General features: G+C 71.7%; 28 protein-coding genes and 1 pseudogene. 9 read left to right on the top strand and 20 right to left on the bottom strand.

Annotated features, from left to right (window positions below):
- Nucleotides 1–5: 5 nt before the first annotated feature.
- The 4 genes and pseudogenes from AB0F81_RS23350 to AB0F81_RS23335 all read right to left on the bottom strand — a co-directional run bounded on the left by AB0F81_RS23350 (nt 6) and on the right by AB0F81_RS23335 (nt 1,883).
- Nucleotides 6–197: a hypothetical protein gene (locus AB0F81_RS23350; RefSeq protein ID WP_360200579.1), complete on the bottom strand. Its 192-nt coding sequence runs from the start codon at nt 195–197 to the stop codon at nt 6–8.
- A 120-nt stretch (nt 198–317) separates the two neighbouring features.
- Nucleotides 318–1,115, bottom strand: a complete 798-nt coding sequence (locus tag AB0F81_RS23345; RefSeq protein ID WP_360200577.1) for a glycoside hydrolase domain-containing protein — start codon at nt 1,113–1,115, stop codon at nt 318–320.
- 51 nt (nt 1,116–1,166) lie between these two features.
- Nucleotides 1,167–1,575: pseudogene (locus AB0F81_RS23340) on the bottom strand (glycoside hydrolase domain-containing protein); the annotation flags it as partial.
- A gap of 74 nt (nt 1,576–1,649) precedes the next feature.
- Nucleotides 1,650–1,883 carry a hypothetical protein gene (locus AB0F81_RS23335; protein ID WP_360200575.1) on the bottom strand — a complete coding sequence of 78 codons (234 nt, stop codon included), beginning with the start codon at nt 1,881–1,883 and terminating at the stop codon, nt 1,650–1,652.
- Between AB0F81_RS23335 and AB0F81_RS23330 the strand changes: the two genes are divergently transcribed.
- From AB0F81_RS23330 to AB0F81_RS23320, 3 genes are read left to right on the top strand one after another with little or no spacing between them, the layout of a single operon-like run.
- On the top strand, nt 1,780–2,007 hold the full coding sequence (locus AB0F81_RS23330) for a hypothetical protein (protein WP_360200596.1): 228 nt from the start codon (nt 1,780–1,782) through the stop codon (nt 2,005–2,007). The genes AB0F81_RS23335 and AB0F81_RS23330 overlap by 104 nt on opposite strands.
- A 31-nt stretch (nt 2,008–2,038) precedes the next feature.
- Nucleotides 2,039–2,383 (top strand): YciI family protein, encoded by a 345-nt coding sequence (locus AB0F81_RS23325; RefSeq protein ID WP_360200573.1) that lies wholly within the window; start codon nt 2,039–2,041, stop codon nt 2,381–2,383.
- Entirely contained in the window at nt 2,380–3,708 is a 1,329-nt protein-coding gene (locus tag AB0F81_RS23320) for a sigma-70 family RNA polymerase sigma factor (protein ID WP_360200571.1), read from the top strand. The genes AB0F81_RS23325 and AB0F81_RS23320 overlap by 4 nt, the downstream gene beginning before the upstream one ends.
- Here AB0F81_RS23320 and AB0F81_RS23315 read toward each other — a convergent pair.
- Complete coding sequence (locus tag AB0F81_RS23315) at nt 3,644–5,071, bottom strand: MFS transporter (RefSeq protein ID WP_360200569.1); 1,428 nt, start codon at nt 5,069–5,071, stop codon at nt 3,644–3,646. The two genes, AB0F81_RS23320 and AB0F81_RS23315, sit on opposite strands and share 65 nt — an antisense overlap.
- Nucleotides 5,072–5,146: 75 nt before the next feature.
- Nucleotides 5,147–5,788 carry a dihydrofolate reductase family protein gene (locus AB0F81_RS23310; protein WP_360200567.1) on the bottom strand — a complete coding sequence of 214 codons (642 nt, stop codon included), beginning with the start codon at nt 5,786–5,788 and terminating at the stop codon, nt 5,147–5,149.
- 107 nt (nt 5,789–5,895) lie between these two features.
- Between AB0F81_RS23310 and AB0F81_RS23305 the strand changes: the two genes are divergently transcribed.
- Nucleotides 5,896–6,771, top strand: a complete 876-nt coding sequence (locus AB0F81_RS23305) for a LysR family transcriptional regulator (RefSeq protein ID WP_360200565.1) — start codon at nt 5,896–5,898, stop codon at nt 6,769–6,771.
- On the opposite strand, the gene AB0F81_RS23300 is transcribed toward AB0F81_RS23305, so the two are convergent.
- From AB0F81_RS23300 to AB0F81_RS23275, 6 genes are all read right to left on the bottom strand, one after another.
- The gene (locus AB0F81_RS23300; protein ID WP_360200563.1) at nt 6,772–7,413 is read right to left on the bottom strand and encodes a response regulator transcription factor; all 642 of its coding nucleotides are present in this window, start codon (nt 7,411–7,413) and stop codon (nt 6,772–6,774) included.
- Nucleotides 7,410–8,693 (bottom strand): sensor histidine kinase, encoded by a 1,284-nt coding sequence (locus AB0F81_RS23295; protein WP_360200561.1) that lies wholly within the window; start codon nt 8,691–8,693, stop codon nt 7,410–7,412. The genes AB0F81_RS23300 and AB0F81_RS23295 overlap by 4 nt, the downstream gene beginning before the upstream one ends.
- Nucleotides 8,694–8,696: 3 nt before the next feature.
- Nucleotides 8,697–9,437 carry an ABC transporter permease gene (locus AB0F81_RS23290; RefSeq protein WP_360200559.1) on the bottom strand — a complete coding sequence of 247 codons (741 nt, stop codon included), beginning with the start codon at nt 9,435–9,437 and terminating at the stop codon, nt 8,697–8,699.
- A gap of 14 nt (nt 9,438–9,451) precedes the next feature.
- Nucleotides 9,452–10,363, bottom strand: coding sequence for an ABC transporter ATP-binding protein (locus tag AB0F81_RS23285; RefSeq protein ID WP_360200557.1), 912 nt, complete (start codon nt 10,361–10,363; stop codon nt 9,452–9,454).
- Nucleotides 10,364–10,492: 129 nt separating this feature from the next.
- Complete coding sequence (locus AB0F81_RS23280) at nt 10,493–11,545, bottom strand: hypothetical protein (RefSeq protein ID WP_360200555.1); 1,053 nt, start codon at nt 11,543–11,545, stop codon at nt 10,493–10,495.
- 126 nt (nt 11,546–11,671) lie between these two features.
- Nucleotides 11,672–12,337, bottom strand: a complete 666-nt coding sequence (locus AB0F81_RS23275; RefSeq protein ID WP_360200553.1) for a response regulator transcription factor — start codon at nt 12,335–12,337, stop codon at nt 11,672–11,674.
- A gap of 146 nt (nt 12,338–12,483) precedes the next feature.
- Between AB0F81_RS23275 and AB0F81_RS23270 the strand changes: the two genes are divergently transcribed.
- From AB0F81_RS23270 to AB0F81_RS23260, 3 genes are read left to right on the top strand one after another with little or no spacing between them, the layout of a single operon-like run.
- Nucleotides 12,484–13,014, top strand: coding sequence for a hypothetical protein (locus AB0F81_RS23270; RefSeq protein ID WP_360200551.1), 531 nt, complete (start codon nt 12,484–12,486; stop codon nt 13,012–13,014).
- A 28-nt stretch (nt 13,015–13,042) separates the two neighbouring features.
- Nucleotides 13,043–14,191, top strand: a complete 1,149-nt coding sequence (locus AB0F81_RS23265; protein ID WP_360200549.1) for a hypothetical protein — start codon at nt 13,043–13,045, stop codon at nt 14,189–14,191.
- Nucleotides 14,192–14,197: 6 nt separating this feature from the next.
- A complete protein-coding gene (locus AB0F81_RS23260; protein ID WP_360200547.1) occupies nt 14,198–15,274 on the top strand; it encodes a histidine kinase in 1,077 nt (358 codons plus the stop codon).
- A 154-nt stretch (nt 15,275–15,428) separates the two neighbouring features.
- Here the strand turns inward: AB0F81_RS23260 and AB0F81_RS23255 are convergent, their stop codons facing one another.
- Nucleotides 15,429–16,667, bottom strand: a complete 1,239-nt coding sequence (locus AB0F81_RS23255) for a PP2C family protein-serine/threonine phosphatase (RefSeq protein WP_360200545.1) — start codon at nt 16,665–16,667, stop codon at nt 15,429–15,431.
- A 12-nt stretch (nt 16,668–16,679) separates the two neighbouring features.
- Entirely contained in the window at nt 16,680–17,459 is a 780-nt protein-coding gene (locus AB0F81_RS23250) for an ATP-binding protein (protein WP_360200543.1), read from the bottom strand.
- 183 nt (nt 17,460–17,642) lie between these two features.
- On the opposite strand from AB0F81_RS23250, the gene AB0F81_RS23245 reads away from it, so the two are divergent.
- Together AB0F81_RS23245 and AB0F81_RS23240 are read left to right on the top strand one after the other, a co-directional pair.
- The gene (locus AB0F81_RS23245) at nt 17,643–17,981 is read left to right on the top strand and encodes an STAS domain-containing protein (protein WP_360200541.1); all 339 of its coding nucleotides are present in this window, start codon (nt 17,643–17,645) and stop codon (nt 17,979–17,981) included.
- A gap of 477 nt (nt 17,982–18,458) precedes the next feature.
- Entirely contained in the window at nt 18,459–18,788 is a 330-nt protein-coding gene (locus AB0F81_RS23240) for a hypothetical protein (protein WP_360200539.1), read from the top strand.
- Between the two features lie 23 nt (nt 18,789–18,811).
- Here AB0F81_RS23240 and AB0F81_RS23235 read toward each other — a convergent pair whose 3' ends face one another.
- The 6 genes from AB0F81_RS23235 to AB0F81_RS23210 all read right to left on the bottom strand — a co-directional run bounded on the left by AB0F81_RS23235 (nt 18,812) and on the right by AB0F81_RS23210 (nt 25,608).
- Nucleotides 18,812–19,834 carry a hypothetical protein gene (locus tag AB0F81_RS23235; protein WP_360200537.1) on the bottom strand — a complete coding sequence of 341 codons (1,023 nt, stop codon included), beginning with the start codon at nt 19,832–19,834 and terminating at the stop codon, nt 18,812–18,814.
- Nucleotides 19,835–19,987: 153 nt separating this feature from the next.
- On the bottom strand, nt 19,988–20,623 hold the full coding sequence (locus AB0F81_RS23230; protein WP_360200535.1) for a response regulator transcription factor: 636 nt from the start codon (nt 20,621–20,623) through the stop codon (nt 19,988–19,990).
- Complete coding sequence (locus AB0F81_RS23225) at nt 20,620–21,717, bottom strand: sensor histidine kinase (protein WP_360200533.1); 1,098 nt, start codon at nt 21,715–21,717, stop codon at nt 20,620–20,622. The genes AB0F81_RS23230 and AB0F81_RS23225 overlap by 4 nt, the downstream gene beginning before the upstream one ends.
- A gap of 5 nt (nt 21,718–21,722) precedes the next feature.
- Entirely contained in the window at nt 21,723–23,870 is a 2,148-nt protein-coding gene (locus AB0F81_RS23220) for an MMPL family transporter (protein ID WP_360200531.1), read from the bottom strand.
- Nucleotides 23,871–23,957: 87 nt separating this feature from the next.
- A complete protein-coding gene (locus tag AB0F81_RS23215) occupies nt 23,958–24,635 on the bottom strand; it encodes a DUF6069 family protein (protein ID WP_360200529.1) in 678 nt (225 codons plus the stop codon).
- A 4-nt stretch (nt 24,636–24,639) separates the two neighbouring features.
- A complete protein-coding gene (locus AB0F81_RS23210) occupies nt 24,640–25,608 on the bottom strand; it encodes an RNA polymerase subunit sigma-70 (protein ID WP_360200527.1) in 969 nt (322 codons plus the stop codon).
- Between the last annotated feature and the right edge of the window lie 43 nt (nt 25,609–25,651).

Below are 25,651 nucleotides of genomic sequence, written 5' to 3'. Positions count from 1 at the left end.
CGGCCTCAGCCGCCGGACTCGCCGGACTCGGCCAGCCAGCGGGCATGGGCGCGCCGCCACTTGTCGTGGCGGGGCGCGTGCACCGGCAGGCAGCCGGGGCGCTGCGGCCGGCGCATCGTGCACGGCTTGCCGACGCCGGCCTTGCAGCGTGGACAGGTGAAGTCTTCGAAGCGGGGAGCGGTGGTGGTGCTGGTCAATCGGGGTTCCTTGGGCTCGCAGGTGCGCTGGCTCAGGAGTACCCCGCCGGCTCCGCCTGCAACGTGCCGACAGGCCGGTGAGGCCGGCGGATCGGCGCGGGGCCGATCCGCCGGCGTGGCTCAGTGGTCGCGCGGCAGGTCAGCTTCCGCGGTGGCCCACTGCTGGTTCGCCGTCGGCTCGAGGTCGAGGGTCAGGGTGCCGCCGTGCTGGACGAAGGACTCGGGCAGCCAGGAGCGGGTCAGCGGGGCGCCGTTCAGCGTCGCGCCGTGCACGTAGGTGCCGGTGCTGTCGGCGTTGATCACCAGGCGGGCGCCGGTGGAGCGCGGCACCTCGACGCGGGGAAACACCGGGCTGCCGACGAGCAGTTCGGCACGGCCCGGCACCTGCGGGAACACGCCCATCGCGGCGAACACGTACCAGGCGCTCATGGTGCCGAGGTCGTCGTTGCCGGGCAGGCCCGCCGGACCCGTCCCGTACGCGGTGTCGACGATCTGCCGTACCGTCTCCTGGGTCTTCCAGGGCCAGCCGAGCGCGTTGTAGAGCCAGGGCGCGTGGATGCCGGGCTCGTTGGTCGGGTCGTAGCGCAGCGCGTTGCCGCCCAGCACCGCCCAGTTGCCGGCCTCGTCGTGGAAGAACGCGTCGAGCCGGCCGGTGGCCGCGTCGCGGCCGCCCATCAGGCGGGCCAGGCCGGAGACGTCCTGCGGCACCATCCAGGTGTACGTCGCGCTGGAGCCCTGAGCGAAGCCGGTGCCGGTGGCCGGCGTGAAGCCGGGCTGCCAGCTCCCGTCGGCCAGCCGGGCCGCCTGATGGCCGACCGCCGGGTTGAACGTGTTCTTCCAGTAGTCGCCGCGCGGCAGCAGCCGGCGGTAGAGGTCGGTCCGCCCGGCCCGCCGCGCCCACATCGCCAGCCGGATCACCGGTCATCACGTGGGTCGGGGCGCCGAGGTGCAGCCAGCGGTCCCAGATGCCGTCGTTCTGGGCGGCGAGGTCCAGCATCGAGGTCGCCATGTCGCCGGCCACGTCCGGGCGCAGCAGCCCGAGCAGCTGGATCTGCGCCCGGTACTGGTCCCAGCCGGAGAAGGTGCCGTAGACGGCGCGCTGCCCGGGCCGGCGCCGGTGCACCGGCAGGTCCGCGCCGAGGTACCGGCCGTCCACGTCGCTCATCGTCTGCGGCTGCATCAGCGCGTGGTAGAGCGCGGTGTAGAAGGCGGTGGTCCGCGCCGGCGTCCCGCCGGCCACCCGGATCCGGCTCAGCTCGGTGTTCCAGGCCTGCCGGGTCTGCCGGGCGACCCCCTCCGGGGTCGCGCCGGCCGGGATCTCGGCGTCCCGGTTGGCGGCGGCGCCGGCGGCACTTACATAGGAGATGCCCAACCGCATGCGTACGTCGGAGTCCCCGCCCGTGTCGAAGCTGACCCAGCCACCCGAGCCGCGCCCGGCCCGCACCGCACCGGTCAGATAGCCCTCGCCGCCGCTCGCCGAGGTGGCGCCCGGCGTGTGCGTGCCGTCCTTCCAGGTGCCGGTGGCGCTGAAGTCGGCACGTCGCCGGCGGCGCCGGGATGGCAGCCGGCGCCGTTGACGTGGGTGAGACTGAATCCGCGCAGCCGGGTGGTGTTGTGCTCGTACCCGTTCGCCGCGGGCGCGTTGGTCTGGTCGCCGCTGGTGCCGGTCGGACTCCAGGCGATCATGCCGAACGGCGCGGTCGCGCCCGGCCAGGTGTTGCCGCCTGTCGTCCCGATGAAGGTTTCCTTACTTCGGCGCGCGGGCGGGATGCTGTCGATTTCGTCCGGCCCGTTCGACAGGGAGGTGTAGGACGATCGGAGATCGATGAAGGAGGACGACCATGGCGCAGTACGCGATTCTGATCTACCCGGGTGACTCGGCGGGCGGACCGGAGGACCTGCGGGCGCACGATCGGCACGCCGTGGAGCTGGAGGAGTCCGGCTGCCTCACGGCGGCGTTCGCGCTGGCACCCGGCGCGACCGCGACGTCGATCCGGGGCGAGGCGGTGACCGACGGAACGTTCGTGGACGCCAAGGAGGTGGTCGCGGGCTTCTGCGTGATCGAGGCCCCCGACCTGGACGCCGCGTTGCGGATCGCCGGTCGTAACCCGGCCGTGCGGCAGGGCGGGGGAGTCGAGGTCCGGCCGGTCGCCGGCGGTTTCGTCCGCACCCCGGCGCACGGATGACGCTCGACGTCCGCGAGGCGGTCGCCGACGCGCACCGGCGTGGCTGGGCCATGGTGCTCGCCGCGACGGTGCGCGTCACCCGCGACCCGGAGCTGGCCGAGGAATGCGTGCAGGAGGCGTACGCCGGGGCCCTCGCCGCGTGGCCCGCCGCGGGTGTCCCGGACAACCCGGTCGGCTGGCTCACCACGACGGCCCGGCGCCGCGCCGTCGACGCGGTCCGCCGCAACCAGGTGTACCGCACGAAGCTGGCGCTGCTCGTACCGCCCGGCGAGGACGAGCAGCCGGCCGAGATCGCCCCGCCGGAGCCGGGCGGCGCCGTGCCCGACGAGCGGCTGCGGCTGATCTTCATGTGCTGCCATCCGGCGCTGTCCCCGCAGGTGCAGCCCGCGCTCACGCTGCGGCTGGTGTGCGGCCTGTCGACGGCCGACATCGCGCACGCCTTCCTGGTCGCGGAGCCGACCATGGCGGCCCGGCTGACCCGCGCGAAGAAGAAGATCGCGGCGGCCCGGATCCCGTTCCGGGTTCCGTCGGCTGCGGAGCTCCCCGGCCGGCTGCCCGGCGTCCTCGGAGTGATCCATCTACTGTTCACCACCGGGCACACCGCGCCGTCCGGTGCGCTGCTGGTCCGCGCCGACCTCACCGGGCAGGCGCTGCACCTGGCCCGCATGCTGCGCGACCTGATGCCCGGCGAACCCGAGGTGCGGGGACTGCTCGCGCTGTTGCTGGTCACCGACGCCCGGCGCGGCACCCGGGTCGACGCCGAGGGCCGGCTGCTGCGGCTGGACCAGCAGGACCGGTCACGGTGGGACCGGGCCGCCATCGCCGAGGCACACGACCTGATCGTGGACGCCCTGCACGCCGGGCGGCCCGGGCGATACGTGCTGCAGGCCGCCATCGCGGCGCTGCACGCCCAGGCCCCGGCCTTCGAGCAGACCGACTGGCCGCAGATCCTCACCCTGTACGACCACCTCGTCGCGGTGTGGCCGTCCCCGGTCGCGGCGCTCAACCGTACGGTGGCCCTGGCTCACGTGCACGGACCCGCCGAGGCCCTGCGCGACCTCGAGCGGCTGGAGGCCGACGGCCGGCTCGCCGGCTACCGCTACCTGCCGGCCGTCAAGGCCGACCTGCTCCAGCAGCTGGGCCGCCCCGCCGAGGCCGCACCGGCCTACCGTGCGGCGCTGGAGCTGGCCGGCAACGAGCCGGAACGCGAGTTCCTGACCCGGCGCCTGGCCGGCGTCGATCCGCCCGCAGCCGCCTCGATCAGACGCGCAGAGCAGCCGGTGCGGGCCGCCGCACGGTCAGCATCAGCGCCGTCAGACCGGTGAAGATCAGGGCGGCGAGCAGGCCGGTGACGTGCAGGCTGGTGGTGAAGGCCGCCCGCGCGGCGGGCAGGTCGATCGCGTCGGCCAGCGAGTCGGAGGTGCCGTTCATCCGCCACCGGTAGACGGCGGTGGCGGCCACGCCGAGCAGCGCGAGACCGAGGGAACCGCCCAGGTAGTTGCCGGTCTCGGCGATCGACGCGGCGGAACCGGCGCGTTCCGGCGGCACCGAGCCGACGACCAGGCCGGTGCCGAGCGCGAACAGCGGGCCGGTGCCCAGCGCCAGCACCGTGATGCCGGCCATGACCAGCGGCAGGGCGGCCGGCCCATCGGCGGTGGCCAGCAGCAGGCTGCCGAGAGCGGACACGGCCAGGCCGCCGGCGATCGCGGTGGTCGGCGCCGTTCGGCGGGCCAGCATCGGGGCGGCCATCGTGCCGGCGGCGACGCCCAGGCCCATCGGCGCGAACAGCACGGCCGAGGCGAGCGGCGAGTAGCCGAGGACGCCCTGCAGATACTGGGTGACCAGCAGGCCGGTGCCGGCCATCGCGATGCCCGCCAGCACCAGCCCGGCGACCACCGCGGCGAACGGGCGGCTGCGGAACAATCTCAGGTCGAGCAGCGGGCGGGGAGCGCGCAGCTGGCGGCGTACGAAAAAGAATGCCAAGGCTGCGCCGGCCGCGACGGCCGCGGCAGAAGCCCCGCTCGCGTGGCCGACGGCCAGCTGTTTGATGCCGTAGATCAGCAGCAGGACCGCCGCCAGCGACAGGCCGACGCCCACCGGGTCGAGGCGGCCGGCCCGGTCGCTGCGGAACTCGGGCAGCAGGAACGGCCCGGCCACCAGCAGCACCAGCATCGCCGGGACGGCGATCAGGAACACCGAACCCCACCAGTAGTGCTGCAGCAGGAACCCGGCGATGACCGGGCCGAGGGCGCCGCCGGTGAACTGGCAGGTCGCCCAGATGGAGATCGCCTGGCCGCGTTCACGCTGGTCCCGGAACATGTTGGTGATCAGCGCGAGGGTGGACGGCATCAGGGTGGCGCCGGCGGCGCCGAGCAGGAGACGCGCGGCGATCAGCGCCGGCGGGCTGGTGGCCGAGGCCGCGAGCACCGACAGTACGGCGAAAGCCGCCGCCCCGATCATCAGCAGTCGCCGGCGGCCGATCCGGTCACCGAGCGTGCCCATCGTGATGACCAGTCCGGCGACCAGGAATCCGTAACCGTCGCTGATCCACAGCTGCTCGACCGCGGTCGCGCCGAGGTCGGCGCTCAGCTGGGGCAGCGCCAGCAGCAGGGCCGTCACGTCCATCGCGACGAGGAAAGTGGGCAGCGTGAGCACGGCCAGGCCGAGCCACGTCCGGGTGTTGCGCATGGGTGGAAGCTCCCTGTTCGTTCGCGGTTTCGCGAACTGGTCGGAGCGGGCGGGAGCTTCTTGACATCCGCCGGGTCAGGCGGCCGCGCGGGTGAACGTCACGTGGGTGACGCCGCTCGGCGAGGAGGTGGATTCGACCTGGTAGTCCCGTTCCAGACCTTCGAGCCCGTCCCACAGGCGCACGCCCCGGCCGAGCAGGATCGGCACCACGACGACGTGCAGGTGGTCGATGAGCCGGGCGGCGAGGAACTCGCGGATCGTGGTGGCGCCTCCGCCGATGCGTACGTCCTGGCCACCCGCCGCCTTGCGCGCCGTTTCGAGCGCCTCGGCCGGCGGGGCGTCGATGAAGTGGTACGTCGTGCCGCCCTCCATCTCGATCGGCGGCCGCGTGTGATGGGTGAGGACGAAGACCGGGGTGTGGAACGGCGGGTTGGGACCCCATGCGCCCGTCCAGTCCGGCTCCTCGTGCCACCCGGGGTGACCGAACTTGCCGGCACCCATGATCTCGGCGCCGATCCCGGGTTCGAACTGCCGGGTGAAGGCGTCGTCGACGCCGCCGCTGCCGCCCGGCTCGCCCCTTCGCCACCACCTGGTGGCGAACATCCATTCGTGCAGCCGCTCACCGGCGTGACCGAAATGCGCGTCGCGGCTCTGGCCTTCGCCGGTGCCGAAACCGTCGAGGGAGATGGCGAAGTTGTGGACGCGGGCCAGTGACATGATCGACGCTCCTCAGTGCTCGATGGTGTCCTGTTGCGATGATGGCGAGCCCGCTGTCATGACGTCTAATGCCAAAATCGCGCGGTTCTCATAGATAAACTTGATTCATGCTGAACCTGACCCACCTCAAGGTGCTGGAGGCGGTCGCCCGCCACGGTTCGGTGACCGAAGCGGCGAAGGAGCTGCACTACTCCCAGCCGTCGGTCAGTCACCACCTGGGGCGATTGGAGGCGGACACCGGGGCCAAGGTCATCCAGCGGGTCGGCCGCGGGATCCGGCTCACCCCGGAGGGTGAGCTCCTGGCGCGGCGGGCGGCGGAGATCCTGGGACGGCTCGACGCGGCCTCGGCCGAGCTGGCCGCCCGGGTGGGACTGCGCGCCGGGCGGGTCCGGCTCGCCGGTTTCCAGACGGTCCTCAGCACCCTCGTGCCGAAGGCGGGCGCCGAGCTGGCCCGGCTATACCCGGGTGTCGAGCTGAACCTGGTCGACGCGCACCCGGTCGAGGGCCTGCGGATGCTGCGCTCCGGTCACGTCGACGTCGCCCTGATCTTCCGGAACGCGGACACGCCGCCCGACGAGCACGAGGGATACCGGCTCACGCGCCTCCTGGACGATCCGCTCCATCTCATCAGCGACCGGCCCGATCAGCGTCTGGAGGATCACCGCGACTCCGCCTGGGTCGGCGGCTGCGAACGCTGCCGGGCCGCCACGCTGACCGCGTGCGAGCGGGCCGGCTTCGTGCCGCGCTTCGCCTACACCTGCGATGACACGGTCATCGCGCAGGCGCTGGTGGCCGCCGGGATGGGGGTGGCGATCGTCAACGGGCTCGCGCTGGCCGCGCACCGGGCGCCGGGCGTGCACGCGACGCGGCTCAGCGAGAGCCCGCGCCAGATCTGTGCCGCGACGTACGGCGACCCGCCGGACCCGCCCCCCACGACCGCGCTGATCGACCTGCTGGTGTCGGCCGCCCGCACCCTCGGGTGATCAGCGGCTGGAGTGGTTCTCCGGGGTCAGGTAACCGCGGGAGAAGGCGGTCGCCACCGCGGCGGCCCGGTCGTTGACGCCGAGTTTCGCGTACACGTGCAGCAGGTGTGTCTTGACCGTCGCCTCGCTGATGAGCAGCTGTTTCGCGGCCTCGCGGTTGGTCCGTCCCCGGGCGATGAGCTCCAGGACCTCGATCTCGCGCTGCGACAGCGCCTCGGCGGCGGGCTGGCGCATCTGGCCCATCAGCTTCGTCGCGACCGTGGGGGAGAGCACCGCCTGCCCACGTGCCGCGGTCTCCACCGCGCGGAACAGGTCCTCGCGCTGGGCGTCCTTCAGCAGGTAGCCGGTGGCGCCCGCCTCGATGGCCGGCAGCACGTCGCTGTCGGTGTCGTACGTGGTGAGCACCAGGATCCGGGCCGGTACCCCGCGCCTGGCCAGCTCCCGGATCGCCGTGACGCCGTCGCCCCGCGGCATCCGCAGATCCATCAGGATCACGTCGGGCCGCAGCGTCTCCGCGGCGGTGACGGCCTCCACGCCGTCGCCGGCCTCGCCGATCACCGTGAAACGCGGATCGGCGTCGAACATGCCGCGCAACCCGTCCCGCACCACCGGGTGATCGTCCACGATCAACAGCGAGATCAATCCGCACCTCCAGCGGGGATGGCCGGGACGGTCGCCGAGATTACCGCGCCACCGCCCGGTTCCGACTCGATCTCCAGTCGCCCGGCGAGGCGCTGCACCCGCTGCCGCATGCCGGCGAGCCCGAAACCGCCGTTGCGGGAACCGCGGGCACGCCTGGCGTCCGGGTCGAAGCCGACCCCGTCGTCCAGCACGTCGAGGGTGACCAGATCCGCCATGTAGGACAGCGTCAGGCTGACCCGTTGCGCCCGGGAGTGCTTGGCCACGTTGGCGAGCGCCTCCTGGGCCGTCCGCAGCAGTGTCACCTCGACGTCGGGGTGCATCGGCCGGGCGTCGCCGGTGGTGGTCAGCGTCGCCGCGATGCCGTTGACCTCGGACCATCGCTGCGCGATGTCGGTGATGGCATCCGGCAGCCGGGCCTCGGCGAGCACCGTCGGCTGCACCGCGTGGACGGTCTGGCGGGCTTCGGCGAGGCTCTCCCGGGTCAGATTCATCGCGTTGGTCATGTGCCGGCGCAGCTTGGCCGGTTCGTCGATGGTCTGCTCGGCGGCCTGGAGCTGGGTGAGAATGCCGGCCAGGCTCTGGGCGAGTGTGTCGTGCAGTTCCCGGGCCATCCGCTGCCGCTCGTCGAGCACGCCCGCCTCCCGCGCCTGCACCATCAGCTGGGCGTGCAGGCCGGCGTTCTCCGCGAGCGCCGTCTCCAGCTTGCGGTTGGCCTCGTGCAGCGCGACGAGGGCCTGTCGCTGCATGTCGTGGCGGTGACCGGCCATCTCGGTGAAGTAGAAGACGGCGCCGGCCAGCACCACCGAGATCGCCCCGACGGCCAGCCAGGCGCCCCACAGGTTCTCGGCGCTGATGCCGGGCACACCGCCCAGGAAGGCCGCCGCCGAGATCATCGCGGTGGCGGCGGCGCCGGCGTAGCGCCAGCGGCCGTGCAGGTACTGGAAGGCCTGGGGGTAACCGGCGAAGGCGAAGAAGCCGTACCAGGGTGCGATCGCCACCAGGCTCGCGGTCTGCACCGCGAGTCCGGTGTAGTAGAAGCCCATCAGCGGACGGTGGCCGTGCCATTCCGGATGGAGCGTGTGGAACCAGAGAAGCCAGAGCCCCGCGGTGACCGAGAGCCCGAGGACGGTGATCAGGCGCACCGGCTCGTCCCCGAGCGGTTGCAGCAGCGTGATGACGACACCGACAGCCAGCAGCGGGTAGGGCAGCACCTTGAGGATCGTGTTTCCGGCGTTCTCCCACCGGTCGAACTCGTCGCGCAGCTCGGCCTCGATGGTCACCTGTTACTCCCAGCGGAAGTAGCGTGCGGCCAGAGCGCCGGCCGCGATGATCCACGCTAACAGGACCACCAGGTGCATCGCCTGCGGCCACTGGCCGCCGGTGGCGTCCTGCAGTGCCTGGACGCCGGCGCCGAGCGGGGTCAGGTCGCTGATGGTGCGCAGGGTGTCGTTCATCGCGGCGCGCGGCAGCCAGAGCCCGGCGAAGAAGATCAGCGGGAAGAAGACCAGCGAGCCGACCGCGCTGGCGGACCTGCTGGACGGGGCGAGCGCGGCGACGAGCAGGCCGATGGCGAACATGGCCAGGGCGACGAGCAGGTAGGTGATCAGGTAGCCGGGAATCTGGCCGGGCAGGTCCACATCGAACGCGGCCTTACCGATGGCCAGCATCACGATCAAGGTGATGATCGACATGATCGTGGCCATCAGGAGCTGGGCGCTGATCATCGTGGCGGGTTTGACCGGAGTGGTGCGCAGCCGGCGCAGGACACCTTTCTCGCGGTAGGAGGCGAACAGCTGGGACAGGCCGCTGAGCGCGAACAGCGCGATGCCCATCGCGACCACGATCGGCAGGTAGACGTCGATCATGCGGACGCCGCCGAGGTCGGCGACCGGCTCGCGCATGGACGGGATCAGCCCGAGGATGATCAGCAGGATCGGGGCGAAGGCGACGGCGAAGAACACGACGATCGGCTCGCGCAGGAACAGTCTGGTCTCGGTGGCGGTGAGCTTGGTCAGCGCGGACATGGCAGGTCCCACTTTCAGGCGTCGAGGAGGCGGCGGCCGGTGAGGGCGACGAAGGCGTCGTCGAGGGTGGTCTGGTCCACCCGCAGGTCGCCGGCGGTGACCTGGTTGCGGGCGAGCACGGTCGTGACGGCGAGCAGCACGTTGCCGGTGCCGGTGACCACGAGCTGGTGGCCGGCGCGTTCGACGGTGGTGACCTCGGGCAGGGCGGTGAGCAGGCGGTGGTCGACCGGCGCGGACGGCCGGAACCGGATCCGCTGGCGTTCGTCGACTCGGGCTACCAGGCCGGCGGGGGTGTCGAGGGCGACCAGGCGGCCGGCGTCGATGACGGCGAGGCGGTCGCAGAGCCGCTCGGCCTCCTCCATGAAGTGGGTGACCAGCAGGATGGTGACGCCGCGGTCGCGGATGCGTTCGATCAGATCCCAGGCGTCGCGGCGGGCTTGCGGGTCCAGGCCGGTGGTGACCTCGTCCAGCACGGCCACCCGCGGGTTGCCGACCAGCGCCAGAGCGATCGACAGGCGCTGCTTCTGCCCGCCGGAGAGCTTGCCGAACGGCGCATTCAGCTTGGCGGTCAGGTTCAGCGTCTCGATCAGTTCGCGCCAGTCGGCGGGGTCGCGGTAGAAGGAGCTGTACAGCTCCATCGCCTCACCGACCCGCAGCTTGTCGGGCAGCTCGCTCTCCTGCAACTGGGCGCCGAGGACCTGGCGCAGCTCGCCGGTGTCGCCGCGGGCGTCGATGCCGCAGACGGTGATGGCGCCGCCGTCGGGCTCGCGCAGCGCCTCGATGCACTCGACGGTGGTGGTCTTGCCGGCCCCGTTCGGGCCCAGGATGCCGAAGATCTCGCCCGGCTCGACGGCGAAGCTCACCCCGTTGACCGCGGTGTGCTCGCCGTAGCGCTTGACGAGGTCGTTCACCTCGATGATTGCCATGCCGACAGCCTGCCGCCCGCACCCGGGCCGCCGAATCGACTCGGTGGTCACGCCGGGCGCCGACCCTGACGGACACCCTGATCAACCGATCGGTGGATCGCAGGGTCAGCACCCGGGCGTTCGGTGAGGTCAGGCGGGAACGCGGAGGACGTGCAACTCAGCGGGGTCGGCCGGGTCGATGTCGTCAACCGTCAGGGCGTAGAGCCGCCGGCCGTTCGGCGCCCAGGCGAGCCCCCGGGCGACGGCCCGGTTGTTCTGTCCGGTCAGGTCGGTCTGCGTGCTCGCGGATCCGTCGGCGGTGAAGACGAACAGCTGCGGAGAACCCCCGGTAGGCACGGTGGTGGCCGCGGCGACCCGCTCGCCGTCACGGGACAACTCGACGGAACTCGGGAACGGCCCGGTGTCGTAGGCGCGGACCGGCTGACTCATATCGGTCATCGCGTACGCCTGGACGAGGTACGGGTTCGAAGCCGCCGCATACACCGTCACACCGTCCGGATCGAGCGCTATGTCGGCCAGGAAGCCGCGTTCCGGATCCCGGCCGGGAAGACCGGACTGGCTCAGGGTGCCGCCGGTACCCACGTCGTACGCCCAGGTCTCGGCCGGGGTGAGGGCGGTCGTGCCGGCCACCAGAATGGTCGGGTCACGCCGGGCGGTGGCGAGCAGCGGCGGCGCGAAGAACTTCTGCCCGGCCAGCCCGGTGGCCACGGTCGAGCGGCGCAGGTCGACGCGGCCGATGTCGCTGTCCCACTGCCCGCAGCCGTAACTGAACCACAGGTAGCGGCCGCCGAAGGCCAGGCTGGACGGGCAGGCCCCGTCCCCGGTGTCGTAGCGTGCCGACTCCACCAGCGACGCGGTGTCGAAGGCGGCGATGGCGCCGGCCGACGGCAGGGCGACGTACAGCGTGCGGCGATCGTTGCTCAACTGTAGATCGGTCGGGCCCGGCAGCCCGTCCAGGACACCGGTCACGGTGCCGGCCACGTCGGTCACCACGATCTGCGTGGCGTCGCTGCCACCGCTGACGAAGACGCGGTCGCCGGTCGCGACCACATCGGCCGGCCTGGTGAACGGCAGCACGGTGCGTGCCGGCGGCGCGGCCGCCGCCGCGGCCGGGCCGGCGAGAACACCGGCCGCGCACGCCGCGACCGTGGCGGCGAGCGCGAGCTTCTTGACGTTGCTCATGGTTTTCCCCTTTGCGCGTACGTGGGTCGCGCACGGCGGAGCAGTCGGCCACCCCCGTGCGCCGAACTGGAAATCCGAAGATGTACCACAACGGGGCAAGTCCCCCCGGCCGTTGGCCGAGAGGGATCAGCCGTTGTCGCGGGTGGCGAAACCCGTCTGGTAGGCGAGGACGACCGCCTGCACCCGGTCGCGGATGCCGAGCTTGGTGAGGATGCGCGCGACGTGTGTCTTGACCGTCGTCTCGGCGACCACCAGCTCGGCGGCGATCTCGGCATTGGACAGTCCGCGAGCGATCAGCCGCAGCACATCCCGCTCGCGGTCGGTCAGCGCGGCCAGCTCGGCCGGGGCACCGGCCGCGGGGGCGGGCGCGGCGAACCGCTCGAGCAGCCGGCGGGTGATCGACGGCTCGATCAGCGAGTCACCGGTGGCGGCCGCGCGGACCGCCGCGATCAGCCGGCTGGACGGGGCGTCCTTGAGCAGGAAACCGGCCGCTCCGGCGTGCAGGGCACGGTAAACGTACTCGTTCTGGTCGAAGGTCGTGAGCACCACGATCGTCGGCGGGCCGGGCTGCCGGAGGATCTGCTCGGTGGCGGCGAGACCGTCCAGCTCGGGCATCCGGATGTCCATCAGGATCACGTCCGGCGTGGTCAGCTGCGCCTGCCGGATCGCCTCGGCGCCGGTGTCCGCCTCGGCGACGACCTCGATGTCGTCCTCGGCCTCCAGGATCACCCGGAAGCCGGTGCGCACGAGGGTCTGATCATCGGCGATGAGCACTCTGATCTTCCCGGCCACGCGAGAATTCTCCCGCGTGCGGCGTCGTCCCCGGGTCATCCCTGAGGAGGATGGCGGCCGCCGAAATCGTCATTCGGACAGACGACGGCTACCCGGCGCGATCCCTAGCGTCGGATGCATCGCCAACGTCTATCCAGGAGAGAACCATGAAGATCTTCCAGGGTGTCCGGCCCCTCGACTACGTGCTCGCGACAGTGCTGAGCGCCGCCGGTGTGCTCCTCATGTTGCTCAACATCATCGACGGGGACGACCCGTCGCTGGTCCACCCGGTGTCCACCACGTCCTGGCTGATCGTTCCGGCGTTCCTCCTGGTCACCGTGCCGATCCTGTGGCGCCGCCGGAACGTCCTGGCGGTCGTCGCGGTGACCGTGGCAGCCACCGCCGCGCACGTGCTGGCGTTCGGCTGGCTCACCCGCTGCGGTGTGGTCCTGCCCCTGTCGGCGGCTCTGGCGTACGCGGTGGCCCGCTTCTCCCGCACCCGCCGCGACCACCTGCTCGGCCTGACCGGCGTGCTCGCCCTGCAGGTGATCATGCTGACCCGGGACGCCTCCGCCGGGCTGATCGACGCGCTCCCGGTGGCGGTTGTGCCCGCCGCGCTCTTCTACGGGATCGGGCTGCTGGTCCAGAATCGGGTCAGTAAGCGGCAATCCGCGGCCGTGCAGCGCGTGACGGTCTGACCCGGCCGGGATGCAGGGGAGCGCGATCATGGGTGAGGTCTTCCGCGACGTCAAGTTCCGCGACTGGCTGCTCGCGGGAGCCCTCACCGTGCTGGGTGCCGTGCTGATGCTGTTGAACATCACCGCCTCGGACGCCGACATCGCCGCGGACGTCGCGAGCGGCGCGATGGCCCACCCGATCGACAGTCACTCGCTGTGGCTGGTGCCGGTGTTCGCCGCGGCCACGATCCCGGTGCTCTGGTGGCGGCGCAGCGTCCTGACGGCCGCCACCGTCTCCCTGGGCGTCCTCGTGGCGCACGATCTGCTGTTCGGCTGGGTCACCCGGTGCGGGGCCGGACTGCCGTTGGCCTTCGTCCTCGCCTTTCTCGGAGCGGTGGCCTATGCGCGTACGAAAGCATGGGTCTGTCTGGGGGTCTGCGTGCTGATCACGGCCGCCGTGCTGGCGGCGGACGCGTCGGCCGGCCCCTCGGCGCTGCTGCTCGCGCTGCCGATGGTGTTGATCGTCTTCGGCGTGGGCCGGGCCGCCCGGCAGCGCACCGAGCTGAACCGGCAGCTCACGGCCCACGACGAGGAGCTGCGCCAGCTGCGGGACGACCGGGCGGCGCTGGCCGTGGCGGACGACCGGGCGCGGTTGTCGCGGCAGCTCGACGGGCTGTTGCAGGAGCGCCTCGACAGGCTGACCCGCGACGCCGAGTCGGTGGACGGGCTGCCACCCGCGCAGGCCCGGGCCCGGTTCGAGGCGATCGAGTCGGACTCGCGGCAGACCATGGAGGACATGCGGGAGATCGTCGGCCTGCTGCGCGGCGGCGAGGTCGCCCTGGCGCCGGCGCCCACGGTCGCGCACCTCGACGCGTTGCTGGCCCGGCATCGATCGCCGCAGTCGCGGCTGACCGTCAGCGGTGATCCGCGCTCGCTTCCCGCCACGGTGGAGCTGTCCGCCTACCGGATCGTGGAATACCTGGTGACCGCGCTCGGTGACCGTCCGGTGCAGGTGGCGATCCGCTTCGACGACGAGGCCCTGGAGATCCGGGTGCAGGGTTCGGTGGGACGCGGGCCGCAGGTGCGGGCCGCCGTCGCCCGGGTCCGGGAACGCGCGAAGCTGCACGCCGGATCGGTCGAGGTGAAACTCGCCCGCGGGTCCGCGCGGGTGGTCGCGCAGCTGCCCGTGCTGGGATGACGCGCGATGCGCCGGCTCACGATCGCGCTGGTGCTGGCCGTCGTCGTGCTGCCGGCCGCGTGGCACGGCCGGCCCGATCCGATTCTCCTGGCCTGCCTGGCGGCGAGCGGCCTGTCGCTGATCTGGTGGCGCACGCACCCCCGGACGGTGGCGCTGGCCGGCGGCGCGCTCTGGCTGCTCGGCGCGCTGCTGGCCCGTGACGTCTGGTTCCCGGAGTCCGCCTTCGTGATCATGGCGTTGCTGTCGACCGTGACCGCGCTGGGTTTCCGCAGCTGGTGGGCCGGCGCCGGGCTGGCCGCCTATCTGGTCGTGCTCTTCCTCGTGACCGGCGGGACCAACCCCGTGCCGCTGATCGTCTTCGGTCTGCCTGGATATCTGGCCGGGACCGTGCTGCGGCAGCGGCGGGAGACCGCCGACCAGCTCGCGGCCCGCGCGCGGGAACTGGAGGAGGAGCGGGATCTCTTCGCCGACCTGGCGCTGCGGCACGAGCGGTCGCGGATCGCCGCCGAGTTGCACGACATCGTCGGGCACGCGATCAGCGTGATGATCATCCAGGCGGCGGCCGGGCAGCGCCTCGTGGACCGTGACCCGGACCGGGCACGAGCGGCCTTCACGGCGATCGCCGAGTCGGCCCGGCAGGGCCGCGGCGACCTGCAGCGGCTGGTCGATCTGCTCGGTGGCGGCGCTGTCGAGAGCCCGGACCTCGCCCTGATCGACGAGGTGGTCACCCGGGCCGGGCGGTCCGGGCTCGACGTCTCGTGCCGCTTCGACGGCGCCTGCGACGACGTCACCCCGGAGGTCGCGCACCTGGCCTTCCGCGTGGTGCAGGAGAGTCTGACCAACGCCTTGCGCTACGCGCCCGGCGCCGCTGTGCGGGTCACGGTCAGCGGTTCGTCCGACACCTTGCGGGTACGGGTGGAGAACGACCCCACTTCGCTCCGCGTGGGTGGGGTGCCGGGCACCGGGCGCGGGCTGACCGGCCTGCGGGAGCGGGTGCAACAGCTCGGCGGCCAGCTGACCGCCGGGCCGAGATCGGGTGGTGGCTGGGCCGTGCAGGCCGGCTTGCCGCAGCACGGCCGCTGAACCCAGGTCGCATCTCGCGGGTGCTTGCGCAGGCTGCGTCCTGCGGTGCTCCTCAGGCCGCGTTCTGCGGGTGCTCGCGCAGGCCGCGTCCTGCGGGTGCTCGCGCAGGCTGCGTCCTGCGGTGCTCCTCAGGCCGCGTTCTGCGGGTGCTTGCTCAGGCCGCGTCCTGCGGGTGTGGAGCGCGGACCACCAGCACCGCGATGTCGTCGTGGTCGGCGCCGTTCAGCCAGTCGCTGGTGCACTGCTCGATCCGTTCCGCCACGAGAGCGGCCGGCATACCGGCGTAATCAGTCAGCAGGGCGATCAGCCGCTGCTCGCCGAACGCCGCGCCGAGCGGACCACCCTCGGCGTCCACCACCCCGTCGGTGTAGAGCACGCAGGTCTCGCCCGGAGCCAGCCAGATCACCGCCTCGGCGAACTTCGCCGACGCCTCGGCGCCGAGCATCATGCCGCCGATGTGCTGCACCTGCACCGTCCCGGCCCGCCGCACCACCAGCGGCGGAGGGTGACCGCCGGCGGCCAGCCGCAGCAGCGCGCCGCCGTGCGGCACCACCCGGACGACGCCGATGAGCAGCGTGGCGAACTGCGTCGCGTCCGCGCCGTCCGGGTCGAACGTCTCGTCGTTGAGCAGGTTCAGCAGGTCGAGCGGCTGACTGGTGAACGGCTGCAGGGCCCGCAGCGACTTGCGCAGCCGGTTGCCGGCCACCGCCGCCTCGATGCCCTTGCCGCACACGTCGCCCAGCGCGCACAGCGCACCCCCGTCGGCCAGCGACTCGACGTGCAGGATGTCGCCGCCGATGCGATGCGCCTCGCGGGCCGGCCGGTACGCCGCGGCCAGCTCGATCCCGGCGACCGACGGCAGCGGGGCCGGCAGCAGCGCCACCCGCAGCTGTTCGGCGAGCTGCACCTGGTCGCGGTAGAGCAGGGCGGCCGTCACCGCACGGCTGACCGACGCGGCGAACTCCGCCGCGAGCTCCTGGTCAGCGGCGGTGAAGGCCGGCTGATCGGGGTCGCGCAGCAGCAGCAGAACGCCCCGGCACTGGTACGAGCACGACAGCTGCACGACCGCGCCGTGGCCGTCGTGCTCCGTGCCGCCCGGCAGGGCCCACCGTCCGAACGGGACCGGGCGCAGCCGGATGACGTCGGTCTCGGTCAACCGGGACCGGATCCAGGAGGGCAGTCCGGCCGGGGCGGCGATTCCCTCCCGATCCGTGCCGCCCGCCGTCCACCACAGCGCCTGCTGGTCGAGGACCAGGACGAGCACGGCTGACCGGGCCAGCGCCGGCACCGCGAGCCGGACCGCGGCGCCGGCGTTGCGATGCAGGTTCAACGACCGGCCGAGGACCCGGTACGCGGTCATCAGCAGATCTCGTGGCTCGGGCTGCCCGGTCATGACGGTCCCGGCTCAGCCCGGGAAGGAGAAGGTCAGCCGCACGGTGGTACCCCCGGGGCCGGTGTCGATCTCCACCCCGTCGCAGATCTGGCGGACCAGCCACAGGCCGGCCAGACCGATCCGGCCGGGTCGTGGCCGGGGACGCTCCTCCAGGAACCGGCGGGGGATCCCGGGACCCTCGTCGCTGATCTCGATCATCAGCCGGTCACCCCGGCCACGCACCCGGATGTGCCCCTGCCCGCCGCCGTGCCGCACCGAGTTCGCCATCACCTCGGTGACCGCGAGCATCAGTTTGTACTGATCCATGTCGGACATTCCGACGCTGGCGGCGTAGCTGCCCAGGCGGTGCCGGACGGTTCTGATCTCGTCCATGTCGAAAGGCTCGTCCAGGATCTCCACCTCGGTCGTGGCCCGGCTGTCGGCCTTCATCCGGGGAGCCTTGCCGTCAGCGCTCGGAGTGTTGTCCGCCTCCGCCGTGTCCAGACGGAACAGCGTGGTCAGGCCGGCCAGGCGCAGATGGTGCCGCACCTCGGGACGGGCGCCGTACAGGTGGAATTCCGCGCCGGCGCGCAGCGCGCGGCGGCGCAGGAGAAGAAGCAGGGCGATGCCGGAGGAGTCGAGCGACGTGACGTCGGACAGGTCGACGAACATCCGCGTGTTCGGATCCGCCGCCTTCATTGCCCGCTCGACCGGCGTCAGCACCTCGTCGTGCCGCACCAGGATCACCGATCCGGTGAGCACGACACGAACCGTTCCCTGCGCTGTGACGTCGACCTGCACTGGATTGTCCATGCGCATGCCCTCGTTCGTCATCGGCCGGCGCCGTGGCCGGCCGCACGCCGATCCTCAGTACGAGGGTAAATGCCCCACCCGGCGGCGGATGAACCGGCTGCTGTGCCGGGATCGCTGAATCGGGGCAACGCCGCGCGTATCGTGAGTGGTGAGGCCCCTGTCCGGCCGGGTGGAGAAGAGCCGATGGAACTACCCGCGGAACCGGCGAAGTGGAGTCCGGAGCTGTCCGTCACCCCGGCGGGTGACCGGGCCGCCGTCCGGCTCACCGTGAGCGGCGACCTGGACATGGTCGGCGTGCAGGAGTTCCTCGACCGGACCGGCAAGTTGCTGCCGTCCCTGACCGGCCCCCTCGAACTGGACCTCCGCGCGGTCGGTTTCATCGACGGCGCCGGCGTCCGGGCCCTGCTGCAGCTGCAGCACGAGGCGAGCCGCTCCGGTCACCGCATCACGGTGGTCGCCGTCAGCCCCGCGGTGGCCCTCATCCTCACCCTGCTCGGGTGTGAGGACCTGGGCCACCGCTGACGGCGGTCAGTCCAGCAGCGAGCGCACGAACTACGTTGCGGGCTCGCAGCTGACCGGCGTCCGGCCCCGGCGACGCCATTCTCTACCGCCTCGGTGACAGCGACTGGGAGAACGACCACGTCGGCATCGTGGTCGCGGTCAGGGGGTCCATGGTGACCACGGTGGAGGGCAATTCCTTCGACCGTACAGAGCGACGGAACGTGACCCGCGGCGGCCGCAGCATCTCCGGCTATGCCCGCCCGCGAGGCCGCTGATCGCGAGGTGCCCTTACCAGGCTGACCAGCGCTCAGCGGGTCATCCACAGCTTCGAGTTATGCACAGCAGGCGAAGAAGAGGGCGGCACGTCCAATCGCTGTACCGCAAGACTGGGCGTGCTCCCGAGCTGTCATCTTCGTTCCGGACTTTCGGACGGCTCAGGGCGCGGCACGAGACAAGCGAACTTGAGTGATCAACCACCCGAATCCGATGGGACCATGGATGACCCTGCCCCGCCTGCGCGATCGGCTCTGCGACTGCCGATGCCCGCTTCATCACCGCAACTCCCGATCCAGCTACGACAGCGAGGGCTGCGCATGCCTGATGACCTGTTCCTCGCAGCCTCCGACGCTGGTTCTCCAGGATTGGGGATGTGCCCTGTTCCTTCATCCGGACAGCGGCCATCTCTGGTTCGTCATGGCCGACGCCGACGGCGGGTGGGAATGGGATCATGCCAACGACGTCGATGCTCGTTCCGACGTTTTCGAGGTCAGCAGGAAGATCGAGGACTCGCTGCGCCGCATCGAGTCTCTGGTGGAGAGTTCGACGTGAGCGCCCTCGGCGGCCGCCGCGGACTATCCCCAGACGGCCTTCATGCGCTGACGCTGATCGTCGGTGGCGGCGTCACGGATGAAAGCGCCGTCGGGCGCCTGATGGATGCAGTCGATGCCATAACGGTTGAGCAAGGCGATGTCGGCCGGTGACGGCGGTGCCGGGAAGAGAGCGGAGAGCCGGGTCACCGGTTCCGGTGCGTGAATGACGTAGTCGAGAAGTTGCCCGAGGGCCTGCCGTACGAACTGGTGACCGGCAGCGCGTTTGGCCTCGATGATTTCGGGGCCGGCCGGACCGGTGACGTACAGATCAGTGATGCCGGCCCGGGTGCTGATCCTTCTGGCCGTCTCATCGGGTGCGAGTTCGGATCGGTATCGGCTCACCAGCAGCGCCTCGGCACGGTGGACAAGGGTGATGCCGGCCGGCCGCGTGTAGCTGGTGTGCGTGGTGTTCACGGCCTCGACGTCGAGGAACTGGGCCGTCTCACCGGAGAGGGCCGCTGTGAGACGAGATTCCTGTGTTACCTGCTGCGCCGCGGCGGTGAGGGTGTCGATAGCCAGCCCCTGGAGGATGGTGTCGCTCTTGGCCTGGTCCAGGAATCGGAGCCCCATGAAGTTGTCGCCGGGATTGAATCCGGGTAGATCCCAGATCTCCTCATAGGGGATCTCGGTGCGCTGAAATGCGATCAGGCTGTAGACGTTCTGGTAGCTGCCGCGCTCCTCATGGGGATCCCAGAGGGTGTTCGCGAAAGCGGAGTTCCGGAAGCTGTAACCCACCTCGCCGATCGCGCGAACGATCTTCTTGCCGGTGAACAGGATGACGTCGCCCTCCTCCAAGGTCGCCATCCGGGCATCGTGATTACCGGTGGCTCCCCAGAACCTGGCTGATCCGCCGGGATGAAAATCCATCAGAGCGGCCATATCGGCAGTGGTCAGGGCGAGCTGCCTCGGAGCCGTGGTGAATGGCACCTCTTGATCAAGGGTGTCCGCCCAGTGTCGCCAAGCGTCCCTGTTGCCATAGGAAGGTTGGATGACGACTCTGGTCATGCTTGTCTCCGGTCCCGTTGTGGTGGCTGCGCCATGCTGTCCTACCCTGCGGCGGTGCCGCTGTCCAGCCATCCGGAACCCGTCTCGCCTCCGAACGCTCGGGTGCGGATGACAGATCCGATCGGACGCTTCACGACACCGTTGCGAGGACCGCTATCGTCGGCCGGGGCGGGTGATCAGGTTGCGGTCCAGGGCGACCACCACTGCGTGCGTACGGTCGCTGACGTCGAGCTTCGCGAAGATGCGCAGTAGGTGCGTCTTCACCGTGGCCTCCGCGATGACCAGCCGCTTGCCGATGTCGCCGTTGGAGAGACCGTCGGCCACGCCGTTGAGCACCTCGGCCTCGCGGACGGTCAGCGTCACCGGCGCCGGCTGGCGCATGCGGGCCACGAGCCGCTGCGCGACCCGCGGGGCGAGGACCGTCTCGCCGCGGGCGGCGGCGTGGATCGCGTCGACGAGCTGCTCGCGGGTGGCGTCCTTGAGCAGATATCCGATGGCGCCGGCCTCGACGGCGCGTTCGATGTCGGCGTCCGTGTCGTACGTGGTGAGGATCAGCACCCGCGTGTTCCCGCCACCGGCGACGATCTCGGCGGTGGCCTCCACCCCGTCGAGCACCGGCATGCGCAGGTCGAGCAGGGCGACGTCCGGCTGGTGCCGGCCGGCGAGTTCGACGGCCTGCCGACCGTCGGCCGCCTCGCCGACGATGTCGATGTCCGGCTCGGGGGCCAGCAGCGCGACGACGCCGGCCCGCATCACCGTGTGATCGTCGGCCACAATGATCCGTGTCATCTCGTCGCTCCACTCGCCGGTAACGTCGCCAGGATGCGGGTGCCGTCGCCCGGTGAGCTGGTGACGACCAGTTCGCCGCCGAGTTCGGCCAGCCGGCGGCGCATGCCGTCCAGGCCGAAGCCGCGCGAGCCGGCGACGACGAACCCGCGGCCGTCGTCGGTGATCTCCAGTTCGGCGGTGTCGCCGTTCGCCGCCAGCACCACGCCGACGGTCGTGGCGGCGGCGTGTTTGCGGACGTTGGCCAGCGACTCCTGCAGGCAGCGCAGCAGCGCGATCCGGGTCTGCTGGTCGCCGGCGATGTCGGCGAGGTCCGCCTCGACGGCCACCCCGGTGTCCTCGGCGAACCGGTCCAGGACCCGGCGCAGTGCCTCCCGGATGGTTCCGGTGGCCTGCGGCGCCGACCCCACCAGGATCCGTGCCTCGGCCAGGTTCTCCCGGGCCGTCTGTTCGATCGAACGGAGCTGGCGCGCCGTACGGTCGGGGTCGGACGGAAGACCGGCCCGCGCTGCCTCGGCGAGCACCACGATGGACGCGAAACCCTGCGCGAGGGTGTCGTGGATCTCCCGGGCCATGCGGTTCCTCTCCTCGGCGGCGCCTTGGCGCTGCAGCGCCAGATCCAGCTCGGCGCGCAGCCGGGCGGTGTCCACGGCGTGGTCGCGGACCAGCCGCTGGATCAGCAGTGCCCCCAGCGTGCCCACCGCGAAGCCGATGACGACGGCCAGGGAGTTGCCGGTGTAGAGGCCGGTCCGCAGGGCGCCGCCGGCCAGGGTGACCGCGGCGGCCAGCCCGCTGAGCGTGATCGCCTGGCGGGTGTCCCGGCTGAACAGCCAGAACTGGGGGATCGACACGATGAGGAACGCCGCGCCGCCGCCGAGCAGGAAGGCGCTCGCGCCCAGCCCGGCGATCAGCAGGCCGAGGAAGAGCGCCGGGAACCTGCGGGCCGCCGCGTAGCCCGCCGCGAGCACGACCGCGATGATCAGCGACCACGTCCGCAGCCCGGCGGATCGGTCGGCGACCGCGACCAGCGGCGGGCACAGGCCGAGGACCACCCAGGTGACGGCGTAGGCCCGGCTCAGTGCCCGCTGGCGATTCACGCTGGTCAGCGTACTTCCGCGAGGTGCCGGCCGAGGGCCGCCCCCGGCCGGCCCGGCGGGGTGCGGCGTGCCGGCCACCAGCTGCGCTCGCCGAGCAGCAGCATCAGCGCGGGCAGGATCATGATGCGGATGACCACGGCGTCCAGGATGACCGCCACGGCCAGGACGAAGCCCATCTGCTTCATCTCGATGATGTGCAGGCCGACGAAGCTGGCGAAGACCGTCACCATGACGAAGGCGGCGCTGGTCACCACCCGTGCGGAGCTGCCGATGCCGTCGAGGACCGCCTGGCGGGTGGGCACGCCGCGCAGCACCGCCTCCCGGATCCGGCTGATCACGAACACCTGGTAGTCGGTGGAGAGTCCGAAGAGGATCACGAACAGGAACAGCGGCACGCGGGAGCCGATCGAGCCGGTGGAGTCGAAGTCGAGCAGTCTCTCCGCCCAGGAGTTCTGGAAGACCAGCACGAGCACGCCGAGCGAGGCGCCGACCGAGAGCAGGTTCAGGAACACTCCCGCCACGGCGAGGGCCACCGACCGGAACGCCCACACCGTCATCACGAAGGTCACCAGCAGCAACGCTCCGATGATCAGGGGGAGTCGCTGCTTCTGATGGTCCGGGTAGTCGGCGTACCGGGCGACGTCACCGGTGACGGCCACCTCGACGCCGGCTAGCGCTCCGACGGTCGCCGGCACGTATTCGCTGCGCAGGGTCTGCAATGAGGTCTTGGCGGCGCCGGTGCTCACGTAGTGCGGCACGGCTAGCTCCAGCACGCTGATCCGCCCGTCCGCGGAGGTGCGCAGCTCGGCGGTGCCGGCCAGCCGGTCGTCGCTCCTGGCGCGTTGCGCCAGCTCGCCGAGCGCGGCGCCGACTTCGCCGGCGCGGTCGCCGCCGGCCCGGACGACCACCTGATGCATGGCCTTCAGCTCGGGGAACGCCGCGTTCAGCCGATCGTACGTCTGCATCGCCGGCACCTCGCGAGGGTGCGTCTCCCGGCCCATGTCGGTGAGGTTGAGCCCGAGGAGCGGGGCGGTCAGCGCCAGCATGGCCACGACCGCGATGCCCAGGACGGTGGCGGGCCGGCGGCTGGTGAGCCGCAGCAGGGCGCCGGTGATCCGGCCGGCTCCCTGCTTCTGCCGCCGCGCGGAGCGGCCGCCGAGCTTGACCAGCAGAGCGGGCAGCACCGTCATCGAGCTGAGCACCGCGACCAGGGTGACCGTGATCGCCCCGGTCGCGATCGAGGAGAAGATCACGTCGTCGGCCAGGTACATGGTGGCGCTGGAGACGATCACCGCGATCCCGGAGAGCACCACGGCCCGTCCGGACGTCGCCGCGGCGATGTCCACGATCCCGCGGGAGTCGAGCCGGCCGCCGTTTCGGGCCCGCTCCTCCCGTTCCCGCTTCAGATAGAACAGCGTGTAGTCGACGCCGACCGCCATGCCGATCAGCAGGATCACGTTCGTGCCGACACCCGCGTCCGGGAAGAGGTGCGAGGCCAGCATGGACAGACCGATCGCCGCGGCGATCGACGACAGGGCGAGCACCAACGGTACGACGGCCAGCGCGATCGACCCGAACACGACGAAGAGCGTGAGCAGCGTGACCGGCACCGCGATCATCTCGGTACGGGCGAGGTCGTCGCTGCGCAGTTCCCCGATGCCCTTGCTGATCGACGGGCTGCCGGTCTCCTCCACCCGCAACTGCGGATGTGCCGCCTGCACCCGGGCCGTCTGCTCGCGCAGCGGGTCCACGTGCTTCTTGCCCTCCAGCTCCGGGCCGCGCATGGTCACGTCGACGCGGACCGCCGTGCCGTCGCCCGACCAGACCGGCGCGCTCACCGATTCGACCTCGGCCAGCGTCCGCATCCGGGTGGCGACGTCGCGTGCGGCGGTCTCCGCCTCGGCCCGGTCGAAGCCGCCCGCACCGGCGCTGATCAGGACCCGCTCGACGGGTTTCTGCCCCAGCCCGCCCTCGGCGGCGATCGCCTCGGCCCGGCCGGCCTCGCCGATACGGAAGTCCTCAGTGGTGGCCGCGTTGCCGCCCGCCGCCACCCCGGCCGCCATGCACAGGACCACGAAGAGCATCCAGCCGGCGATCGCTTGCCAGGGGTGCCGGGCGCTCCAGCCGGCCACCCGTACAGGAAGGTTTCTCATGGCGTAAATGCTGGTCGCCGGGCTGTGTCCGCGGACAGCCTCGACCGATCTAACCTGCCGTCCACCGACCGGTGGACGGCAGGGCGCTCAGCGGGCTCGCAGGCCGCGGGTCAGGGTGGGGATCATGACGGCTGCGGGGATCAGGTGCAGTGCGATGAGGGCGGCGGTCGTGGCGGCGTTCGCCCCGGAGATCAGCGGCGGGACGAAGGAGATCGCCGTCAGGGTCAGTGCCGTCCAGAGGAATCGCTCGGCGGGGCGAGCGCTCCAGCGCAGCAGCGCGACGGCGATCACGACGCCCACGACCGAGGAGAAGCCGGTCACCACGGCGAACCCGCCCAGCGGGATGGTCTCGCCACCGTCCGGGACCGTGAAGTCGACGCCGGCGGCCCGGGCGAGCGCGGCGGCGAGGGTGGTGGCCACCATCGCCGCCGCTGTGGCGAGCAAACCGGTGACGGCGAGCCAGCCGGATGCCGGGCGTGCGGCCATCGCGATGTCGTTCGTGCTGGTCATGTCGTTCCTCCAGGGTTCGGTGACTGATTCGGGCGTGACGATGCGCAGCCGTGCCGTACGACGGCCGGGGTTGCGCAGGGCACGGACGCCGGTGCCGCGCAGCCAGAAGCCGGCGTTGCGCCCGAGGACCGGCCCGGGCTCGCCGTTGCGCAGCTCCAGCTGCACCCGGCCGCGGGTGACGACGCCGAACGCGTGGTGCCACTGCTCCGCGACCACCGCGACCCGCGCGCCGCCGCGCAGCGCGAGCGTCCGCACCGGGTTACTCCGTGCCGTCCGCCGGCAGGCTCTCCGGCAGCCCGAGGCGCGGGAACTGGTCGCTGTGGAAGATGACCACCTCGGTGATCTTCCCGCCGGTGATGCGCAGGACGTCGATCGTCAGCGGCCGGTACGCACCCTCCTGCCAGTGGTAGAAGGCAACGGCGGGCTGCCGGTTCACCGCGGTCGGCACGGCCCGCAGGCCCGTCATCTCGGCGAAGCCCTGCTCGACCCAGTCCTTCACCACGGTGTCGCGGCCGACGTGGACTCCCGGCGTGGGCGGCATCGCGTAGCGGACGTCGTCGCGCAGCATCGTGGTGATCGCGTCGATGTCCGTGGCCACGCTGGCCTCGGTGAAGCGGCGCACCAGCTCGCGCGTGCCGGCGTCCTCGTCGCCGCCGGTCCAGTCCTGCCGTTCGGCGGGCAGGTGCTCGCGCATGCCGGCGCGGGCCCGTTGCAGCGCGCTGTTGACCGAGTTGACCGAGTCGCCGAGCAGTTCCGCGACGTCCTTCGCCGGCCAGCCGAGCACGTCGCGCAGGATCAGCACGGCCCGCGGGCGCGGCGCGAGGTGCTGGACCGCGACCACGTACGCCAGCTCGATCGTCTCCCGCGCGACGGCGAGGGTCTCCGGCTCGTCCGCGCCGGCCGCGGGCAACTCGTCGAGCAGCCGATCCGGGTAGGGCTGCAACCACAGCACCTCCCCGCCGGTCGCCGGTTCCGGGCGGCACTTGGCGAGCAGGTCCAGACAGGCGTTGGTGGCGATCCGGTAGAGCCAGGCCCGGAACGTCGAGCGCCCGGCGAAGGTCTCCCGCCGCCGCCAGGCCCGCAGGAACGTCTCCTGCACGGTGTCCTCGGCGTCCTCGAACGACCCGAGCATCCGGTAACAGTGCACGTGCAGCTCCCGCCGGTGCCGCTCCGCCAGTCCCGAGAACTCCGGCTCGCCGACCTCGCCGAGCCGCATGTCCGCATCCATCACGTCATCCTTCCGCCTCACCACGTCCTGTCGTAGGTATGAC

Origin of the sequence: Actinoplanes sp. NPDC024001, assembly GCF_040638955.1 — a bacterium.
Lineage (GTDB): Bacteria > Actinomycetota > Actinomycetes > Mycobacteriales > Micromonosporaceae > Actinoplanes.
The sequence above is the reverse complement of the archived record's forward strand: the minus strand, read 5'-3'. Positions and strand labels throughout refer to the sequence as shown.

Bases quoted from the DNA above. Each gene is read 5' to 3' on its own strand.
- AB0F81_RS23335 (WP_360200575.1), bottom strand. From the start codon at position 1,883: ATGATCGCCTGGAGTCCGACCGGCACCAGCGGCGACCAGACCAACGCG.
- AB0F81_RS23325 (WP_360200573.1), top strand. From the start codon at position 2,039: ATGGCGCAGTACGCGATTCTGATCTACCCGGGTGACTCGGCGGGCGGA.
- AB0F81_RS23320 (WP_360200571.1), top strand. From the start codon at position 2,380: ATGACGCTCGACGTCCGCGAGGCGGTCGCCGACGCGCACCGGCGTGGC.
- AB0F81_RS23315 (WP_360200569.1), bottom strand. From the start codon at position 5,071: ATGCGCAACACCCGGACGTGGCTCGGCCTGGCCGTGCTCACGCTGCCC.
- AB0F81_RS23310 (WP_360200567.1), bottom strand. From the start codon at position 5,788: ATGTCACTGGCCCGCGTCCACAACTTCGCCATCTCCCTCGACGGTTTC.
- AB0F81_RS23305 (WP_360200565.1), top strand. From the start codon at position 5,896: ATGCTGAACCTGACCCACCTCAAGGTGCTGGAGGCGGTCGCCCGCCAC.
- AB0F81_RS23290 (WP_360200559.1), bottom strand. From the start codon at position 9,437: ATGTCCGCGCTGACCAAGCTCACCGCCACCGAGACCAGACTGTTCCTG.
- AB0F81_RS23285 (WP_360200557.1), bottom strand. From the start codon at position 10,363: ATGGCAATCATCGAGGTGAACGACCTCGTCAAGCGCTACGGCGAGCAC.
- AB0F81_RS23280 (WP_360200555.1), bottom strand. From the start codon at position 11,545: ATGAGCAACGTCAAGAAGCTCGCGCTCGCCGCCACGGTCGCGGCGTGC.
- AB0F81_RS23270 (WP_360200551.1), top strand. From the start codon at position 12,484: ATGAAGATCTTCCAGGGTGTCCGGCCCCTCGACTACGTGCTCGCGACA.
- AB0F81_RS23265 (WP_360200549.1), top strand. From the start codon at position 13,043: ATGGGTGAGGTCTTCCGCGACGTCAAGTTCCGCGACTGGCTGCTCGCG.
- AB0F81_RS23260 (WP_360200547.1), top strand. From the start codon at position 14,198: ATGCGCCGGCTCACGATCGCGCTGGTGCTGGCCGTCGTCGTGCTGCCG.
- AB0F81_RS23255 (WP_360200545.1), bottom strand. From the start codon at position 16,667: ATGACCGGGCAGCCCGAGCCACGAGATCTGCTGATGACCGCGTACCGG.
- AB0F81_RS23250 (WP_360200543.1), bottom strand. From the start codon at position 17,459: ATGGACAATCCAGTGCAGGTCGACGTCACAGCGCAGGGAACGGTTCGT.
- AB0F81_RS23245 (WP_360200541.1), top strand. From the start codon at position 17,643: ATGGAACTACCCGCGGAACCGGCGAAGTGGAGTCCGGAGCTGTCCGTC.
- AB0F81_RS23240 (WP_360200539.1), top strand. From the start codon at position 18,459: ATGACCCTGCCCCGCCTGCGCGATCGGCTCTGCGACTGCCGATGCCCG.
- AB0F81_RS23235 (WP_360200537.1), bottom strand. From the start codon at position 19,834: ATGACCAGAGTCGTCATCCAACCTTCCTATGGCAACAGGGACGCTTGG.
- AB0F81_RS23230 (WP_360200535.1), bottom strand. From the start codon at position 20,623: ATGACACGGATCATTGTGGCCGACGATCACACGGTGATGCGGGCCGGC.
- AB0F81_RS23220 (WP_360200531.1), bottom strand. From the start codon at position 23,870: ATGAGAAACCTTCCTGTACGGGTGGCCGGCTGGAGCGCCCGGCACCCC.
- AB0F81_RS23210 (WP_360200527.1), bottom strand. From the start codon at position 25,608: ATGGATGCGGACATGCGGCTCGGCGAGGTCGGCGAGCCGGAGTTCTCG.